Source organism: Bacillus sp. A260, assembly GCF_009861435.1.
Lineage (GTDB): Bacteria > Bacillota > Bacilli > Bacillales > Bacillaceae_G > Bacillus_A > Bacillus_A cereus.
Genome location: NZ_CP046398.1, coordinates 4,813,077 through 4,832,089 on the forward strand (window position 1 = coordinate 4,813,077; position 19,013 = coordinate 4,832,089).

A 19,013-nucleotide genomic window follows, 5' to 3' on the forward strand; every position below is an offset into this window, starting at 1 on the left:
TACTGTTCTTTAAAGATATTAAACTGTGTAACGCTCATCTTCTAAAATTTTCGCAGCGATTTCACGTTTCTTCGGAATTACGTTAAGTGGTGTGTGGCGAGTTAATTTACGTAATGATGATAACATCATGCGCAGCATGTCGCCGTTTTCAACTGCGATAAGTGTTTCTTTCGCATCTGCTTCGATTTCGTTAAATGCTTCTTGGCAGAATACTTCAGTGTATAACACTTTTTGTTTATTCTTTTCAAGACCAGTTGTTTTGATCGCTTTTTCTGTACGAAGAACAGCTGATTCCATTGCGTATAGATTGCTTACGATGTCAGCGATATTCACAAGAATTTCTTGCTCTTTATCTAATGCTTTACCGTATTTTTGAGCCGCTAATCCAGCTACCATTAAGCCGATTTTCTTCGCATTAGTTACTAAATACTTTTGAAGTGCTAATGGCTCATCGCCTACTTCTTCTGGCATCATCATCATTAACTCTTCTTGTAATTTTTGTGCTTTTTGAAGAAGTGGTAATTCACCTTTCATCGCTTTACGTAAGAACGTACCTGGTACGATTAGGCGGTTAATTTCGTTCGTTCCTTCGAAAATACGGTTAATACGAGAATCACGGTACATTCTTTCAATCTCGTACTCTGCCATAAATCCGTAACCACCGTGAATTTGAACACCTTCATCTACTGTATAGTCTAATACTTCAGAACCGAATACTTTGTTTAAAGAGCACTCGATTGCATATTCAGCGATAGAAGCTGCTACTGCTTTACCGTCTTTTACTTCTTCTTCAGATAATGTGCTCATGCGGCTTTCGAATAAACCTACTGTACGATATACAGAGCTTTCAGCTGCATATGTTTTTGCTGCCATATTCGCAAGTTTCTCTTGAATTAATGGGAAGCGAGCGATTGGTTGTTTGAACTGTTGACGTTGGTTTGCATATTGTGCTGAAATTTCTACTGCACGTTTCGCAGATCCAACTGTACCAACACCTAATTTATAACGACCGATATTTAAAATGTTGAATGCGATAATATGACCTTTACCGATTTCACCAAGTAAGTTTTCTTTCGGTACTAACGCATCTTCTAAAATTAACGTACGAGTTGAAGAACATTTAATACCCATTTTCTTTTCTTCTGGGCTTGTAGATACGCCAGCGTAGTCTTTCTCTACGATAAATGCTGAGAAGTGCTCTCCATCGATTTTTGCATATACAACGAATACGTCAGCGAATGCAGAATTTGTAATCCACTGTTTTTCACCATTTAATACGTAATGTGTACCTTCTGCATTTAAACGTGCAGTTGTTTTTGCACCTAATGCGTCAGATCCTGAACCTGGCTCTGTTAATGCGTATGCAGCTAATTTTTCACCAGTTGCAAGTAATGGTAAATACTTTTTCTTTTGCTCTTCGTTACCGAATAATACGATTGGTAAAGATCCGATACCTACGTGAGCACCGTGAGTAATTGCAAAGCCACCAGCGCGAGAGAATTTCTCTGCGATTAACGCTGAGCTTACTTTATCAAGACCAATTCCGCCGTACTCTTCTGGTACGTCAGCGCCTAATAAACCAAGTTCCCCAGCTTCTTTTAAAAGACGAACTGAACGATCAAATTCATGTTGCTCTAAATATTCAAGCTCTGGAAGAACTTCATTTACGATAAAGTCCTCTGTCGTTTTTGCAATCATTTTATGCTCAGATGAAAAATCTTCTGGCGTAAACACTTGATCAATCGTAATCTCATCAACTAAAAAGCTACCGCCTTTAACCGCATTTCCTACTGTTTTTTCCATGAAAATTTCCTCCTTCATATTTTCATGAGCCGCTTCTCTCTTTTTGAAAGAAGCTGGCTCTCCCTTTTTTTATAAACCTTTGTTGCTTCCATTCTTTGCTTTAGCGTCGTCTCGTTCTGAGCGAGCCGCTTCCACTTTTTATAGTAATTCAAATACTCCCGCTGCTCCCATTCCGCCGCCGATACACATTGTTACGATACCGAATTGTTCGTTGCGGCGTTTCATTTCGTGAATAAGAGATAGTGTTAGTTTTGCTCCTGTACAGCCAAGTGGATGTCCAAGTGCGATTGCACCACCGTTTACGTTTACTTTTTCTTCATCTAAACCAAGTTCACGAATAACTTGAATTGATTGAGAAGCGAATGCTTCATTTAGTTCAAATAAGCCAATATCAGATAGCTCTAAGCCAGCTAGTTTTAGCGCTTTTGGAATTGCAGCGATTGGGCCGATTCCCATTACTTCTGGTGGCACGCCAGCTACTGCAAATGAACGGAATTTCGCAAGTGGCTTCATGCCATCGCTCACTGCTTTTTCGCGATCCATTAATAGTACAGATGCTGCACCGTCACTCATTTGTGAAGAGTTACCAGCTGTTACAGAACCGCGAACGTTAAATGCTGGACGTAATTTCCCTAAAATGTCTAGCGTCGTCTCTGCTCTTACACCTTCGTCTTGTGCGAAAGTGATTGTTTCTTCTTGCAGTTTATTGTTTGATCCAACAGTACGTAACGTTACATCTACAGATACTGTTTCATCAGCAAAGTTTCCTGCAGCTAATGCTTTTGCAGCACGTTGATGACTTCTTACTGCAAATGCATCTTGCTCTTCACGAGAAATTCCATATTTCACAGCAACTTGCTCTGCTGTATGTCCCATACCCATATAATATTCTGGAGCCGCTTCTACAAGGCGACTATTCGGACGAACAACGTGTCCCATCATTGGAACTAAACTCATTGATTCTGCTCCGCCTGATAATACAGCTTCAGAGTGACCAAGCATAATACGCTCTGCTCCGTAAGCGATACTTTGTAAACCTGAAGAACAGTAACGGTTAATCGTAATAGCTGGAACATCGTAAGAAAGTCCTGCTAATCCGCCGATATTTCGAGCCATATTTAAACCTTGCTCTGCTTCTGGCATCGCACAACCGAAAATTAAATCATCGATTGGTCCTTCATAATTCGCACGCTTTAACGTTTCCTTTACTACTAACGCCCCTAGATCGTCAGGACGAACTGTTTTTAATGAACCCCTCTTTGCTTTTCCAATTGGTGTTCTTGCTCCCGCAACAATGACAGCTTCTCTCATGAACGATATCTCCCCTCGTTATTAGTTACGTAATGGCTTTCCTTTTACAAGCATGTGCTGCATTCTTGCTTGTGATTTCATCTCACTTACTAAGCTAATAAATGCTTCACGTTCTACATCTAATAAATATTGCTCATCAACTTCTGTTCCGTACGGTACTTTTCCGCCCGCAATGACATATGCAAGTTTCTTCGCAATGTGAAGGTCATACTCTGAAATGTAACCAGATAAATGCATTGCTTCTGCACCAAGTGCAAGAGTTGCATATCCTGTTTCCCCAACAACTGGTATCTTTTTGCGGATCGGCGCTTTATAACCAGCTTCATATAAAGCAAGTGCTTTCTGTTTCGCATCGTATAGTAAGTGATCACCATTCACACTAATACCATCTTTATCACCTAAGAAGTTATGAGAAACTGCTTCTTGTCCTGAAGTTGAAACTTTCGCCATTGCGACTGTTTCGAACACTTTATTTGCAACTTTTTGCAGATCAAACTCTACACCGTTTGCCATTTTGTTTAAGTGTTTAATGTATAGCTCTTTATTACCGCCTCCGCCAGGGATTAAGCCAACACCAACTTCTACTAAGCCCATATACGTTTCACTAGAAGCTTGAATGCTCGCTGCTGGTAAGCAAACTTCTGTACCTCCGCCAAGCGTCATACCATATGGTGCTGCTACAACTGGCTTAGAAGAGTACTTAATTTTCGTCATTGCATCTTGGAAGTTTTTCACAACTAACTCAATTTCAAAGTAGTTGTCGTCTTGTGCTTCCATTAAGATCATTGCTAGGTTCGCACCAACGCAGAAGTTCTTCGATTGGTTACCGATAACAAGACCTTTATAATTCTTTTCTACTTCATCAACAGCGTAGTTAATCATTTGCGTAATATCCATACCGATTGCATTGCTCTTCGAATGGAACTCTAAGCAAAGGATGCCGTCGCCTAAATCAATTAAGCTCGCTCCGCTATTTTTCTTTAATACACCATTTTTCGCTTTTAATTGCTTAAGAGAAATTGCTTTTTTATTACGCTCGATTAGCTTATATTCGCCATTATCGTAATAGTAGCTATCGCCGTTATCATGTTTATAGAAAGTAGTGAAACCTTTCTCTAACATTTCTTTCACCCAAGTAGGAACAACTACGCCGTTTTCTTCCATCTTTTGAACAGATTTTTCAACGCCGATTGCATCCCACACTTCAAATGGCCCTTGCTCCCATCCGAAGCCCCACTTCATCGCTTGATCAATTGCAACGATATCGTCAGCAATTTCTTTATGAAGTTTTGCAGAGTATAAAAGAGTTGGTGTAATGATGTTCCATAATAACTCTCCTGCACGGTCTTTTGCGTATACAAGCGCTTTCAATTTATTCGCTAATCCTTTTTCTTGTTTACTTAACTCTACGGATGCAGCTTTTAATTTTTTACGCGCTTCGTATTCCATCGTTTCAGGATTTAATTCTAAAATTTCTTTTCCTTGTTTTAAGAAGAAGCCTTGACCCGTTTTACTTCCAAGCCATTTTTTCTCCAGCATGTCATGCATGAAAGCTGGTACTTTAAATACATCACGCTCTTCTTCTTGCACATTTTCATATACGTTATTTGCAACGTGTACGAATGTATCTAAACCGACAACATCTAATGTGCGGAACGTTGCGCTCTTCGGACGACCAATAAGTGGGCCTGTTACAGAATCAACTTCCCCAATGCTATAGCCGCGTTTTACCATCTCTTGAAGAGTAACAAGTAAACCGTACGTACCGATGCGGTTTCCAATAAAGTTTGGTGTATCTTTTGCGATAACAACGCCTTTTCCAAGAACGTCTTCGCCAAATAGTTTCATGAAGCTTAATACTTGTGGATCTGTTTCTTTCGTCGGTATTACCTCTAGAAGTTTTAAATATCGTGGTGGGTTAAAAAAGTGTGTGCCTAAGAAGTGTTTCTGGAAGTCGTCTGAACGACCTTCTGCCATTTTTTCAACTGAAATACCTGACGTATTCGAGCTTACGATAGAACCCGGTTTACGAACCGCATCTACTTTTTCAAATAGTTTCTTTTTAATATCTAAGTTTTCAACTACTACTTCAATAATCCAATCTACATCAGCTAGACGCTCAAGGTCATCTTCTAAGTTACCTGCTTCAATCAGTGCTAAATTTCCTTTCACTGTCAGAGGAGCTGGTTTTTGCTTTAATAGTTTTTGCACAGCCGTATTACTAAAACGATTTCTCACACTTTTATGTTCTAATGTAAGTCCCTTCGCTTCTTCTTCTTTCGTAAGCGCAGGTGGTACAATATCAAGCAATAATGTCGGAATACCAATATTAGCTAAGTGTGCCGCAATTCCCGAACCCATTACGCCTGAACCTAGAACAGCAGCCTTTTTAATTTGGAACATCCAATTCTCCCCCTATTCTTGAATGAATGCTCATTCAATTTTTCGACATAAGTCGCAATCAATGAGTGAGCCTCTACTAATAAATATATGATACTGTTTAAATTTTCGCAATATATTTATTGATAAAATTTTCTGAAATAAATATTTTTCTTTTATTTGCCCATGCTATATATGTATTTTCTTCACTAAAATACACTTTCCCTTTTTATAATCTGACGAAACTGGAGGAATATATATGGCAAAACTTAAGAAGAACCCTTCAAAGGCTGGAATTAGTGCAGCTAGTGTAACTGGAAACGCAGGTCCGCATAACCACGGTGTTGAAAAAGGACGCCAAGGTAATAACCAACAATATAAAAAGCATAATATGGGCGAAAAATAACGCTATATTTTTGGGCAGAGAACGTGGCATAATGATTAATGGCTGCTTTTTCTGCCCAATTTATTTGTAACAAATGAGGGAATTATAATGAAACGAACAATAGTTATGATTGTAATGATTGCCACACTATTTACAGGGATGATTTTCTTCTCTTATGCACAAAGGCAACAAGCTGTAAGAGCTGATCAACCTAATATTACTGGGCAATATGGAGTTACAATCGATGCAGACACAGGTGAAGTTTTGTATGGAAAACGCGAAGACGAACGCTCTTATCCGGCTAGTATAGCCAAAATGATGACAACCCTTCTTTTACTAGAGAATGTAAAAGAGGATGAAGAAATTACAGTTACAGAAAACGCAATTAAAACAGAAAGTCAAAGTAAGAAAATTAAACTTCGTGCTGGGGAAAAGTTAAAACGTGATGAGGCATTAAAACTGATGCTTATCATTAGTGCAGATCCAATAGCTGAATCCATCGCAGAACATATTGCAGGATCAAAAAATGAATTTGTGAAAATGATGAATGCTAGAGCGAAGGAACTCGGTACAAAGCATGCGACTTTCAAGAACGCAAGTGGTGCTGATGCACTTGGAAATAAAGTATCGCCATATGACATTGCTATTATTACGAAAGAAGCATTAAAGTATCCAGTTGTTTTAGAATATATGAATTCAACACGTACAACTCTACATACTTCAGAACGCTCTCCAAACATCGCAAACTACGGACGAGAAGAACTATATGACGATCCATATGCGATTGGAAGTAAAAGCGGTCTATCAGCACTTGGCAAATATACAGTCGTAACAGTGGATGAAAAAGACGGTAAACGCGTCATTAACGTCGTATTATCTTCTACTCGCGCGCAACTATATCCTGATACGAAGAAAATGGCACATTATGCATTTCAGCAATTAAAATAACCAAGGAGTATTTTCTCCTTGGTTATTTTTTAACCATTCCTTTTAATACGAACGCAACGTTTGCTGGACGCTCTGCTAGACGGCGCATGAAATATCCATACCAATCGTTTCCATAAGGTACGTAAACACGCATTTTGTAACCTTCTTTTACTAGCTCAAGTTGACGCTCATTACGAATACCATATAACATTTGGAATTCAAATTGATCCCTTGGAATATTATGTTCTTCAGCAAGTTTTTTTGTATATTCAATAATTGCTTCGTCATGTGAAGCAATTGCAGTATAATTTCCATTTAATAAGTGCATTTTAATAATCTTTTTATAATTGTCATCTACATCTTTCTTGTCCGGGAACGCCACTTCTTCAGGTTCTTTATAAGCTCCTTTTACAAGACGTAAATTAGGTTTATAAGCATTTAAATCCTCAATATCTTTTTCTGTACGATATAGGTAAGCTTGAATAACAGTACCAATATTATCGTACTCAGATTTTAACTGTTTAAAGATATCAATTGTTTTACCACAGCGTGTATAGTCTTCCATATCAATTGTAACGAACACACCATTTTCTTTTGCAGCTTCTAAAATACGGCGCATATTGTTCATTACGATTTCATCAGAGATATCTAATCCCATAGAAGTCATCTTTAAAGAAAGCTGCGAATCAAGACCTTCTCTTCCAATTGCACGGATCGCTTCAATCGATTGGTTAGCCATTTCATTTGCTTCCGCTTCATTATCAACGAATTCACCTAAATAATCGATTGTTACACAAAGACCTTGCTTATTTAATTGTTGAATGGCAGCTGTCGCTAATTCAATCGTCTCCCCTGCGACGAAGCGACCTGCACCAAAGCGTAAACCGTACTTTTTAGCCAGTTTTGTTAGCGCTTTATTTTTAGATAAGAAAAGAAACGAATTTCGCATTAATTGTTCCATGTAATTCACCCCTATGACTGTAATTTATCTGTTTTTTACCCCTCTTCAAAATTATATCATTGTTTAAAATTATTGGATACAAATAATTATTTAGATAATTTATAAAATACTATAAAAACATTTAAAAACCTATATTTCTGCTTATAAATATACCCGAAATATTTTTCGACATTTAGAAAAATGGAGTTTAATAGGCATAAAATAGGCATGTCGAAAATATTCGACATGCCTATAAAATCCTTTATATTCCATGTAAATTATATAAGGATATTAATACAGAAAACTTGCGATTATATTTACCTCAAGTTTTTTTATTGCTCATTTCGCTTCTCTTCATTCAGCCTTTTAATATCTGTAATTAACTGTACCATCTCTTCTTTCGCATCTGGATAAGTTTCATTCCAATGCTTTACTAAAGCTGGCATCGTCTTAGCTATGTAAGAATACAGTGCCCACTTCTGTACCTGTTCTTTTCTCTCTTCATTGCTCTCTCCAAGTAACAGCTCAGTATATTTCTCCAGTAAACCATCAAACTGCTCGTTAAACTTTTCACTCATTTTATTTACCTCCTATATGAAAAAAGCAGCGAAGATCGCTGCTTTTTCTTATAATTTTGATCGAACAGAGTTTAATTTTTTCTCCATTGTGCTTACTTTATCACGACGATCATCAATACGAATAGTTGTTGCAACACGCTGTGCACCTTTCGTATATGGAACTTCATGCATTTGTTGTATTACTTCTAGAATGACAGGAAGATCTCCTTCAATAATTGTATTCATCGGTGTTAATTGATACTTCACGCGATCCGCATTTTTCTCTAGCACCTTTTGTACTTCTGCTACATATTCACTAACACTTGGATTCCCTGTTCCTACTGGAATAATCGATACATCAACAATTGCCATAGTAGTCTTCCTCCTATAATCGTTTCTTATATATCCATTGTCTATTTTACCGAAATCCTCATCATTTTACTAATATGTTACTCTTCCACTTTAAACTGCTCGACTAATCTTTCTAAATCTCTCATATGTTCTGTCAAACTTTCCATCGTGTGAGCTACCTTTTCTAAATGATTCACCTGTGATTCCGTTGCAGCATGTACCTCTTCAGAAACAGCTGCACTTTCTTGACTCGTACCAGCAATTGTGTGCATTACCGCTGTAATTTCTCCTTGCTCGTAACCTATGTTATGTACCTCTTCTACAATTTTTTCAACTGAAGTACTAATCGTATTTACAACTGACATAATTGTACGGAACTCCATTTCTGCCTCTGTCGTCACTTTATTTTGCACATCTGCAATGTCTTTCAATTTACTTACAACTTCTACAACTCTTTTTACTTCTACTTGCACATCACCAATCATCGTTGTGATTTCTCCGGTAGCCTCTTTTGATTGTTCCGCTAATTTCCGAACCTCTTCAGCAACAACCGCAAATCCCTTACCTTGCTCACCTGCACGGGCAGCTTCAATCGAAGCATTTAAAGCAAGTAAATTTGTTTGATCCGAAATGCCTTTTATAAGCTCAACAACATTTTGAATCGATCCAACCCTTTGTTCTAACTTATCCGATGCTTCTTCTGTATGAACAACAATCGAAGATGATTGTCCCCTCGTACGGATTAAATTCCTCATTGTATTTAATCCTTGCTTAGACGCCTCTTCCGCTTTGCCAGCCACTCCTTTTATTTCACCAACGGAGCTATTCATTTGTTCCACTGACTCCGCCATATTCTCGAGCTGAGCTGAAACTTCATCCACACTATTCGCAAGAGTAGAAGCTCCTCCGCTCACATCATCCATCGCTCCTGAAACTTCTCTACTAGCCGCTACTGTTTCGTTCGTTAAATAATGTAAACTATTCGTTGATTGTTGCACCGTTGATACGCTGTTTTTAATTTTACTTACCATTTCATTCATTTGTTCAACCATATCATTAAAGTGCTTCGTCAACTCTCCAACTTCATCTTTACTTGTCACTTTCATTCGCAGCGTTAAATCGCCTTCTGCTACTTTTTGAACGTGATTCTTTAATAGTTGCAGTGGTCTTGCTAATCTTCTTGAGAATAAGTAGGAAGCTACGATTCCAACTAATAAACTAATACATGCCATTATAATAACTGTATTTCTCGTACTATTTAATAGCCCATCGATCGTTTCTTTCGGATAAAAGATTCCTATTGTCCATTTCATCGTATCAAATGATTGACTATAAACAACTACATCTTCACCTTTTATTGTAGTGACCGCATATTTTGTTCCCTCTTTATTTAAGCTCTTTATAAGCGGCTCTTTAGAAACATCTTTCCCTATCTTTTCTGGATAAACAAGAGCCATATTTTTATCATTTATAATAAACATTTCTCCGTCATTATTGTATTGAATATTGTGAAGCAACTTCTGAATCGTCCCAAGCGATACATCCATCGCAACAACGCCTAATACAGACCCATCTTGAGCTGTAATTGCTTTAGAAACACCTACACTTAACTTGCCTGTTGCAATTTCATAAGAAGGTTGTCCCCAATGGACCTTTTTTACATCAGCCTCTGAATCTTTATACCATGGTCTTGTCGTTGGATCGTATCCTTCTGGCACTTGCCCACCTTCAGCAAGATTGGCACTTAATGTTTTTTTATCTTTCGTACCAATATATAAATCTAAAATACCAGGATGATTCTTTTTATACTCCGCAAACTCTTTCGTTAAAAACGCTTCCTCTTCCGGAGTAACCCCACCTTGAAGCATATTACGAATCATCTCACTGTTCGCGTAATACCCCATATCTTCATCCGTTCTTTGAACAAATGTCGTAAGTTGCTCTGTCACAAGATCCATCGCATTTTGAGAATACTCGTCTAAGGAGCGCACTTCCTTTTCTTTCTGTAATTGATACACAGCTGTACCCAATATTACGAACATCATAGAAATAAGAACTGAAAACACTACCGCAATTTTTAAACGTAAACTTCTTAACATCTTCCCCCCAGCATCCCGATACGATAAACTTAACTAAATCTATACAATTCAATCAAATTTACACGAGTTAGTGCTTCATCGTGTTCTCGCAACCCCGAAGGGACGAGGGGTATAACACTCCACACGAGGCAGTATCGTTACCTCCTATTATCAAGCATTTATTTTACCCACCTTGATAAATTTGTCGCAGCATTTACATCCCTATCGTGATAGCTATTGCATGAAACACAACACCACTCACGTATTTTTAAACTCCACTGTCCTTCTGGTTGAACTGAATGGTCGTATTTAACTCCGCAACATGAACAAATCTTGCTTGAAGCGAACCATTTATCAGCTTTTACATACGCAATGCCATGTTTCTCGCACTTGTATGATAAACATTGAAAGAAGAAGTTTAATTTTTGAAAGGAAAATGCTTTCGATAGTTTTTTGTTTTTTAACAGGTTTGAGATAGATAAGTCTTCCACAACAATCCTCATTGGTTTGGTTTTCACCAATTTAGCTGTTGCTTGATGGATATGGTTATTTCGAATATTCGTAATTTTCCTAGATAACCGCAGGTGCTCCGCTTTCGCTTTTTCATATCCGACAGATTGAATTTTTACACCTTTTTTAAATCTCCTAGACATATCTCTTTGTGCTGACCTTTTCCTTTTCAAAAGTTTTTTAACCTTAGCATCTTTGTTTATATTTCGTTCTTTCATACCATTAGAAGCTACAAAAAGCTCTTTTAATCCAACATCCACACCAATCGACTCGTTCGTTAGTTCTTGTAATTCAAAGTCTTCTTGGAATCCTACACTCATCCACCAGTGACGACCATCAAAGGTAACTCTTGGATTGGATGGTTTTTTGTTTCTTGGTAGTTGTTGGCTTGTTTTCACTTCTCCAATGGACTGAATATGAACCAATTTCTTTCCTATAACCAGTCTTTCATAATTGGCATAAAATCCTTGGATTAAATCTTTTTTGGATTTATAAGAAGTGTGAGAACCATTTTTGTACTTTTTGAACGAATTTTTTCTCGCCGTATCAAAATCTTTTGAAGCCTGTTTAGGAACTTGTGCATTAATGTCTTGTAACCACTCATATCTTTTTCGCTTCTTGATCTTTGTAAATCGTTTCTGTAAAGCTAACTGTGAAACAGATTTTCCAAATAGCTTATAATATCTATCACTCATTCTTTTACAATAGTTATAAGCGAATCTTGCAGCACCAACATGGTTTCTAAGCACTTTTTCTTGTTCAGGCGTTGGAATCAGTCTAACTTTCTTCGCCAATATCATCAGAATGTAACTCCTTTAATGAAAGTTTTGTTCTTCTGAATCGTAGCGTGTTCCACCAGTATTCTCGTAAGACTACTCGGATGCAAACCTGTTAATTCTGATACTTGACTAACTCGTGAAAATTTCATTATTATTCTCACCTCATTGAACCTAACATAGCACGTACGTTCGGAATTTTCAATAAAGTTTGATAGATTCAATTAAATGTATCTTGTTCAACTAAGGGCGCAATTCCTTAGCCAGTTCTCTTATGAACTTCTCATGTTTTCACATGAGCGCAGACTATATGTTTATCTACTTAAAGATAGAGGATTTTTCCACCACCATAGGCTTGTGATGTACTCTCGTCAGTTATACGAGATAGTCGTTGAACGTTCATCTTATCCATTTTGACTTAGATGATTCGAGGCGGAAGACCCATTGTTCTAGTGTTTAGGATTTAACCTTGCACCATCTGATTGATTTTTTCTGCTTTCGCAACATTCACGCTCACCATTTCTGGCCACGTTGTAGTTCAATCAGCTTTAGGGATTGCCCGCAGTTAACCCTCACTACTAGCCAATCACTTGACTAGCAGGGCTTACTGATATATTTAATTAACTTTGGTTATAATTGGTTAAATAAATCGTAACAGTTAATTACCCTTCTCGTTGTAATGTAATTATATTAATCACTATATTAAGTATAATAGATAAAATTAAAAAATTGAAATTAATTCTCACCTTAATACAATTAGAAAACGGACTACCACTTGTGCAAAAACAAATAGTTCATTATCCTTAAAATATAATCTCATTCGTTCGGAGGGAACTATGTTACAAAAATTCGGTTTCTCACAATATGAAAGCCAAGCTTATGAAGTTGTCGTATCAAGCAATGAACCATTAGATGCTACAACAATTGTGAAGCATTCAGGTGTTCCAAAAGCAAAAATATATGAAGTACTAGCACGCCTAATCGATAAAGGAATGGTAATGGATTCTGTTTCAGAAAAGAAAAAATTGTATACAGCATTACCACTAAAACTAGCAATTGAAAAATTAACGACAGAATTCCAATCAAATATTAAAGAACTAGAAACAAACATATCAAAAAAATCATTTACAGATGACCGTGTGTGGAGCTTAAAAATGCAATCTTCTATTCGAGTTCAAAGTAAAGAACTCATTGAAAGTGCACAAGAATCAATCCGTATTTCAGCTTGGAATGATACTCTTTTAGAATATCTCCCTTTACTAGAACAAAAAGCAAAACAAGGTGTTCAAATTGAATCTCTTATTGTTGGAGAAGTAGAAACAGACTTAGAAAACATGCATTTTCTAATCCCAGCTGAAGAACCTAATGCATTAGAGCGCTACTTGCTACTTATCGTTGACGATCGTGAAATTTTATTTGCTGGCGTAGAACAAGAGTCATGGCAAGCGATGAAAACAATGTCACAACCTTTCGTAAAGTTCTTTACAGAATTTTTCTATCACGACGTTGCACTTGCAAAGATCACCCAGAAGCACCACGATCTCTTTATGGAAGATGAGGAAATTAAGAGTTTGTTGATGAAATTGAGGTACTAATTAAATAATAAAAAGGAGTCTAATTTTTCACTTAGACTCCTTTTCGTTTTGTTCCTTTATCTCTATCAACAGCTCAATGATTTTTTCATTTTGCTCTACTTGCTTCTCTGAATTTTGATAGATGAAACGAACCCATCTAAGTGCAAGAATAATAAGAAACAACGGAAGCATTGAAATTAGAAGACCAATAATTGAAAAATTCGTATACATATACCTCACCTCGCTATATACCCTTTTCTCCATTTACCTACTAAAACCTGCAATTTTTTACAAATAAAAAAGAACCTATCAAACGATAGATTCTTCTTTCACGAACTGAGTAGAGCGTCCTCTCATAATCGAGAAAATCGCGCAAAGCAGTGCTAATATAATAAAGCCACCGCCTACCCAAGCATTATATATAACAGATGATTTTTCAATAACAACTCCGCCTACTGTTGAACCAAGTGCAATTCCTAAATGAAGCGCAGAGTTATTTAAACCTTGCTGAATACCAGCTGATTCCGGTGCAATTTCAATTAAATAATTTTGCTGTGCTGGTGAAATCGCCCAGCTCAGCATACTCCAAAGTCCCATCATAATGATGAAGAGCGGGAATGAGAATGTCATTAATGGCAGTATGAAGATTGCACACGCAAATACGATAATGATAGAAATAATACTTTTCTTCGATCCCCATTTATCAGCAAGCCAACCACCGAATCCGCCGCCGATTACTGCTGCGATTCCGAAAATAAAGTAAAACACACTAATCCAGTTTGCTTCAACATGCATGACATCTTTTAAAAACGGTGTTAAATATGCATACAATGTTAAATGCCCCGTTAAAAACAAAAATGATGTTAACTGTGCACTTACAATTTTTTTATCTTTTAAAGTAGCAAGTTGTTCTTTTATTGATAATACCGATGTCGGTGGTACTTTCGTTAAAAACAATGAAATACAAGCTATTGCCATAACTGTTAACACAGAAATTAATACAAATGGTGCACGCCATCCGTATGCATTTCCGAGTACAAGACCGAGCGGTACTCCAAGTACAAGTGATCCACTAATTCCCATAAAAATGATTCCAATTGCACGCGCACGAAAATGCGGTTCTACTACACTAGACGCAAGTGTTACAGATAGTGCAATAATTAATGAACCACTCGCCGCACAAATAACCCTTGAGAACATTAGCATTCCGTAATTCACACTAAACGCGGAAATAATATTTCCGATTAAGAAAATCGATAATGCTCCAACATACAATGTTTTTCTTTCAAACTTCCCTGTCACAGCTAATAAAACTGGACCTGACAAAGCAAATACTACCGAAAATATTGTTATAAGCTGACCAGCTGCGCTAATAGATACTCCTAAATCATTGGCAACTAAATCGAGCGTTCCTCCTATAATTAACTCAACCGTTCCGACTACGAAAGCCGCGATAGCTAAAATATAAACACGAAAATTCAAGTCTTTCCCCACGCTTTCTATTTTGGTTACTACGATTATAGTAACCAAAATAGAAAGTGGACGCAAGTATAATTTTTTTACAGTAAAAAAGGTAGGCGTATTATACGCCTACCCTTCCATCATTCTGTTTCTTTCTTCTTATTTAAATACCAATACACCGGCAGTCCAGTAAAGACAATTCCAATTGATAAGAAACAACTTACTGGATCGTTAATAATCGCACTACCGATTACAAAGAACGAACCTAAAATCGCTACGATTGGTACGATTGGGAATAACGGTACACTATATGCACGCTCTTTATTCTTATTACGTTTTCTTAAGATGAAGACACCAATAAACGTCATTACGTAGAAAATATAAATAATGAATACGGAAATCTCAGATAGCTTATTTGGATCACTAATAATCATTAAAATAATTCCTAAAATGATTTCAACAGTAATCGCATTTGCTGGTGTTTTAAATCTCGGACTTTCCTTTGCAATAAACTTAGAAAATGGAAGTTGTCCACGCTCTGCCATAGACATTGGAATACGTGGGAATGTTAAAATCTTTCCATTTAAACAACCGAAAATAGAAACGATAATACCGATACTAATAATTTTCCCACCATATTCTCCAAGTAACATGCCTGCAGCTGTCGCTGTTGCATTTTCTCCAAGGTCTACAATTTTCGCTGCTGGTAATACATTTAATAACGCCAAGTTAATTAATACGTAAGCAGCCGTTACGATTAAAATCCCTACTGTCATTGCTTTCGGTAATAACTTTGTTGGATTCTTCATTTCTCCACCAATCGAAGCAAGTAAAATCCAGCCGTCATAAGCAAATAACGTTGCTAAAATTGCCATACCGATACTTTGATTTTCCGATATCGGCACAACTACGTTAAAGATATCGCTATTCCCTTTCCAGAAACCTAGCACAACAATTAACACAATCGGAATCATCTTCCCAATTGTCGTGATTGTTTGAACGATACCTCCGTATTTTGTTCCCATACTATTTACAACGCCAAGGAACACAACCGTTCCAATTGCGATTGGTAAATTCCACACTTTATCTAAATAGAAAAAATTAATCATTAAAGAACTAAAGTATAAACCTAATGTTCCGATAATAGCAGGTCCATAAACAATTGTTTGCATCCAACCTGATAAATATCCCCAAAAACTTCCGTAAATCTCCTCTAAATACGTATACAACCCACCATTTTTCGGGATTTGCGCTCCAATTTCAGCTACTGTTAAACCACTTGCTAGCGTCAACAGACCACCAATTACCCAAGCAAGAATGGCCATATTAGAACTCCCCGAGTAATCTAATACGCTCCCTGGTTTCATAAACACACCAGATCCAATAATCGTTCCTACTACGATAGAAAGTGCTACTGTTAAACCAATTTTGTTCTTCTCATCATGATGCATGCTGCGTATCCTCCTTCCAATCCTAGTGTGATGCAAAAATGAAATAAAAAAACACTCCTCCCTAAAAAAGGGACGAGTGTTGTATTCGTGGTTCCACCCTTGTTTCAATTCGTAAAGTAACACACTTCACCAATTTCTCAAGTCTAAATAACGGTTTTTGCCGGCAAGCAATTACTAGATGCTCGTTCACTGCTGCAGTTCAGAGGTGGTAATCCATTTTTCCGTATTAGGAAGCTCACAGCCAAAGGCTTCCCTCTCTGAAAATCGTAAAAAATTGATCATGTCCTCATCATCACTTCTTAATGTCGAATTTTGTAGTTATTGTTCATTATATTGAATTGTTAGAAAAAATCAATATATTTTTTTATATAACATAGGAAATATTTCTCTTCTTATATTATAACAGAACATACAAAACTTCTCTAATTCCCTAAAAATGGTATAATCCATTTAGGAGGTGTACTAATAATGATTGCTGTCTTTTGTATCATTGCTACGTTTCTCTCTATTCTATTCGCTATCATGCATCGGCACAAGTATCCTGGTTATAGCATTTTAGCGGTAGCTATTATACCAGCTGTTTCCTTCTACGTATTGGGTAAATATCAATATACGGAAGTGTTTATCGGTTTTGCAATCTTCTACTGCATCTTCGGATACATACTAACAATGAAAAGAATTTTATTGAATCATTAAAAGGGACCGATTTCTGCTGACAGAAATCGGTCCTCGCACGTACCTTCCGGTTGCCCACACGAAAGATACATAAATCAATTATTTATCTTCTTTTTTCATAAAAAACTTATGGTGCGGTAAATCAACATTCAATGCCTCTAATTGTTTCTTTTCGTTGTCTAAAATCGCTTTTGCTTTTGTTTTTGTTGCTTCATCTAATCCAGCAAAGATGTCTTCATGCTTCTCTTTCTCTGGAAGTTTCACACCTAATTTTGTTAATTCTTCTTTTGCTTGCTCATGCGTTAATTTTCCGGATTTCTTTTGCTCTAAAATGGACTTCGCTTTCTCTTTTGTCTGTTCATCTAAGTTAGCAAACATGTCTCCATGTTTACCTTTCTCCGGCATTTTCACGCCTAGCTTTGTCAATTCCTCTTTTGCTTGCTCATGCGTTAATTTTCCAGATTTCTCTTGCTCTAAAATGGACTTCGCTTTTTCTTTCGCCTGTTCATCTAATCCCGCAAACATTTCTTTGTGCTTACCCTTTTCCGGGAACTTCACGCCTAATTTTGTTAATTCTTCTTTTGCCTGTTCTCGTGTTAATTTACCAGACTTCTCTTGCTCTAAAATGGACTTCGCTTTTTCTTTCGCCTGTTCATCTAATCCTGCAAACATGTCTTTACGCTTCTCTTTCTCTGGAAGCTTTACACCTAGTTCCTCTAACTGTTTCTTTGTATCGTCCATAATTGTTTTTACTTTTTGTTTTGTAGCGTCATCCAAATCCTTTTTCGCCGTTTTTGCAGGCTGATCCACTGCTGGAGTATTCGTTGCCGCGAATGCCGGAATGCCGACTCCTCCAATGATTCCGAATGATAAAGCACCTGCAATCGCTAAATAACCAACTGTTTTCTTCTTCATAGGAAATTTCCTCCTTCATATTTCTAATGCATGTACACTTTCGTATACAATGCCTATAGTAATGTCGGTTTCTTAACATTTCCTTAACGATTTAACAAAAAAACACCGCTCGTAATGAGCGGTGTTTCTCTATGCTTTTTGTAATTGTAACTCTTCACGTTCCATTATTTTTCTTAATACAATTGTTTGTGTCATTGTAAATAAGTTACCTGTTATCCAGTACAACACAAGTCCTGATGGCGCCGCAAACCCCATAAATAGAATCATTGCCGGCATCATAATTTGCTGCATCTTTAGCATCTGTACTTGTTCTCCAGGTGTAATATTCGATTGGAAAACTTTCATCTGAATAAATGTCGTTAACGCTGCAATAATCGGTAATATATGATATGGATCTGCATGTCCTAGGTTCACCCATAAAAACGAAGATGTGCGAATCTCTTCAGTTCTGCTAATCGCATAATACAAAGCAGAGAAAATCGGCATTTGTATAAAAATTGGCCAGCAACCAGCAAGTGGATTCCAACCGCCTGATTTCATTAGTTCTGACATTTCTTTTTGATACTGCTTTTGTTTTTCAAGGTCTTTGCTTACATCACCGTACTTTTTCTTTAGCTTCTGCAATTCAGGTTGCATTTTCTTCATTTTCGCTTGGCTGCGATATTGCGAAACAGCTAATGGAATCATTGCTGAACGAATAACGAGCGTCATAATAATGATAGCAATCCCAAAGCTAGCTCCAGGTATATGATGAGCAACAAATTGAATCATAAACGAGATTGGATATACAAAATAATGATCCCAAATTCCCGTACTATGTGCATCAATTGGGGCTGCATTACTGCAACCAGATAAAACAAAAACAAATAATAATGATAAACTAACGAGCACAGCTCGGTATGATTTTAACATGTTCATTC

At 37.1% G+C, this 19,013-nt stretch carries 18 protein-coding genes and 1 other annotated feature; of the genes, 4 read left to right on the top strand and 14 right to left on the bottom strand.

Annotated features, from left to right (window positions below; all coding sequences use genetic code 11):
- Positions 1-18 precede the first annotated feature (18 nt).
- The 3 genes from GD442_RS24560 to GD442_RS24570 all read right to left on the bottom strand — a co-directional run bounded on the left by GD442_RS24560 (position 19) and on the right by GD442_RS24570 (position 5,517).
- Entirely contained in the window at positions 19-1,803 is a 1,785-nt protein-coding gene (locus GD442_RS24560; RefSeq protein WP_000416291.1) for an acyl-CoA dehydrogenase family protein, read from the bottom strand.
- Positions 1,804-1,941: 138 nt separating this feature from the next.
- Positions 1,942-3,114: an acetyl-CoA C-acetyltransferase gene (locus GD442_RS24565; protein WP_001206345.1), complete on the bottom strand. Its 1,173-nt coding sequence runs from the start codon at positions 3,112-3,114 to the stop codon at positions 1,942-1,944.
- A gap of 21 nt (positions 3,115-3,135) precedes the next feature.
- Entirely contained in the window at positions 3,136-5,517 is a 2,382-nt protein-coding gene (locus GD442_RS24570; protein ID WP_000486377.1) for a 3-hydroxyacyl-CoA dehydrogenase/enoyl-CoA hydratase family protein, read from the bottom strand.
- Positions 5,518-5,752: 235 nt separating this feature from the next.
- Here GD442_RS24570 and GD442_RS24575 point away from each other — a divergent pair, with 235 nt between their 5' ends.
- Both GD442_RS24575 and GD442_RS24580 read left to right on the top strand, forming a co-directional pair.
- The gene (locus tag GD442_RS24575) at positions 5,753-5,899 is read left to right on the top strand and encodes a YuzL family protein (RefSeq protein ID WP_001096344.1); all 147 of its coding nucleotides are present in this window, start codon (positions 5,753-5,755) and stop codon (positions 5,897-5,899) included.
- Between the two features lie 87 nt (positions 5,900-5,986).
- The gene (locus tag GD442_RS24580) at positions 5,987-6,826 is read left to right on the top strand and encodes a D-alanyl-D-alanine carboxypeptidase family protein (protein WP_000831462.1); all 840 of its coding nucleotides are present in this window, start codon (positions 5,987-5,989) and stop codon (positions 6,824-6,826) included.
- Positions 6,827-6,848: 22 nt separating this feature from the next.
- Here the strand turns inward: GD442_RS24580 and GD442_RS24585 are convergent, their stop codons facing one another.
- The 6 genes from GD442_RS24585 to GD442_RS28310 form a co-directional block, all read right to left on the bottom strand.
- On the bottom strand, positions 6,849-7,766 hold the full coding sequence (locus GD442_RS24585; protein ID WP_000436783.1) for a proline dehydrogenase family protein: 918 nt from the start codon (positions 7,764-7,766) through the stop codon (positions 6,849-6,851).
- A gap of 311 nt (positions 7,767-8,077) precedes the next feature.
- On the bottom strand, positions 8,078-8,323 hold the full coding sequence (locus GD442_RS24590; RefSeq protein ID WP_001290594.1) for a YusU family protein: 246 nt from the start codon (positions 8,321-8,323) through the stop codon (positions 8,078-8,080).
- A 48-nt stretch (positions 8,324-8,371) separates the two neighbouring features.
- Positions 8,372-8,674, bottom strand: a complete 303-nt coding sequence (locus tag GD442_RS24595) for an MTH1187 family thiamine-binding protein (RefSeq protein ID WP_001018860.1) — start codon at positions 8,672-8,674, stop codon at positions 8,372-8,374.
- Positions 8,675-8,751: 77 nt separating this feature from the next.
- Positions 8,752-10,752, bottom strand: a complete 2,001-nt coding sequence (locus GD442_RS24600) for a methyl-accepting chemotaxis protein (RefSeq protein WP_048538392.1) — start codon at positions 10,750-10,752, stop codon at positions 8,752-8,754.
- 158 nt (positions 10,753-10,910) lie between these two features.
- Positions 10,911-12,041 carry an RNA-guided endonuclease InsQ/TnpB family protein gene (locus tag GD442_RS24605; RefSeq protein WP_086407884.1) on the bottom strand — a complete coding sequence of 377 codons (1,131 nt, stop codon included), beginning with the start codon at positions 12,039-12,041 and terminating at the stop codon, positions 10,911-10,913.
- Entirely contained in the window at positions 12,041-12,169 is a 129-nt protein-coding gene (locus GD442_RS28310) for a hypothetical protein (RefSeq protein ID WP_254909516.1), read from the bottom strand. The genes GD442_RS24605 and GD442_RS28310 overlap by 1 nt, the downstream gene beginning before the upstream one ends.
- A 684-nt stretch (positions 12,170-12,853) precedes the next feature.
- Here GD442_RS28310 and GD442_RS24610 point away from each other — a divergent pair.
- Entirely contained in the window at positions 12,854-13,612 is a 759-nt protein-coding gene (locus GD442_RS24610) for a TrmB family transcriptional regulator (protein ID WP_000939481.1), read from the top strand.
- Positions 13,613-13,639: 27 nt separating this feature from the next.
- On the opposite strand, the gene GD442_RS24615 is transcribed toward GD442_RS24610, so the two are convergent.
- From GD442_RS24615 to GD442_RS24625, 3 genes are all read right to left on the bottom strand, one after another.
- Positions 13,640-13,822: a hypothetical protein gene (locus GD442_RS24615; protein WP_006918814.1), complete on the bottom strand. Its 183-nt coding sequence runs from the start codon at positions 13,820-13,822 to the stop codon at positions 13,640-13,642.
- 78 nt (positions 13,823-13,900) lie between these two features.
- Entirely contained in the window at positions 13,901-15,085 is a 1,185-nt protein-coding gene (locus GD442_RS24620; protein ID WP_139310339.1) for an MFS transporter, read from the bottom strand.
- 107 nt (positions 15,086-15,192) lie between these two features.
- Complete coding sequence (locus tag GD442_RS24625) at positions 15,193-16,503, bottom strand: APC family permease (RefSeq protein ID WP_000546311.1); 1,311 nt, start codon at positions 16,501-16,503, stop codon at positions 15,193-15,195.
- Between the two features lie 65 nt (positions 16,504-16,568).
- Positions 16,569-16,805: a binding site (T-box leader), on the bottom strand.
- Positions 16,806-16,971: 166 nt separating this feature from the next.
- On the opposite strand from GD442_RS24625, the gene GD442_RS24630 reads away from it, so the two are divergent.
- Positions 16,972-17,199 carry a hypothetical protein gene (locus GD442_RS24630; protein WP_000562231.1) on the top strand — a complete coding sequence of 76 codons (228 nt, stop codon included), beginning with the start codon at positions 16,972-16,974 and terminating at the stop codon, positions 17,197-17,199.
- 78 nt (positions 17,200-17,277) lie between these two features.
- On the opposite strand, the gene GD442_RS24635 is transcribed toward GD442_RS24630, so the two are convergent.
- Together GD442_RS24635 and yidC are read right to left on the bottom strand one after the other, a co-directional pair.
- Positions 17,278-18,093 (bottom strand): hypothetical protein, encoded by an 816-nt coding sequence (locus GD442_RS24635; RefSeq protein ID WP_000730850.1) that lies wholly within the window; start codon positions 18,091-18,093, stop codon positions 17,278-17,280.
- Between the two features lie 129 nt (positions 18,094-18,222).
- A complete protein-coding gene (yidC, locus tag GD442_RS24640) occupies positions 18,223-19,005 on the bottom strand; it encodes a membrane protein insertase YidC (RefSeq protein WP_000920522.1) in 783 nt (260 codons plus the stop codon).
- Positions 19,006-19,013 lie beyond the last annotated feature (8 nt).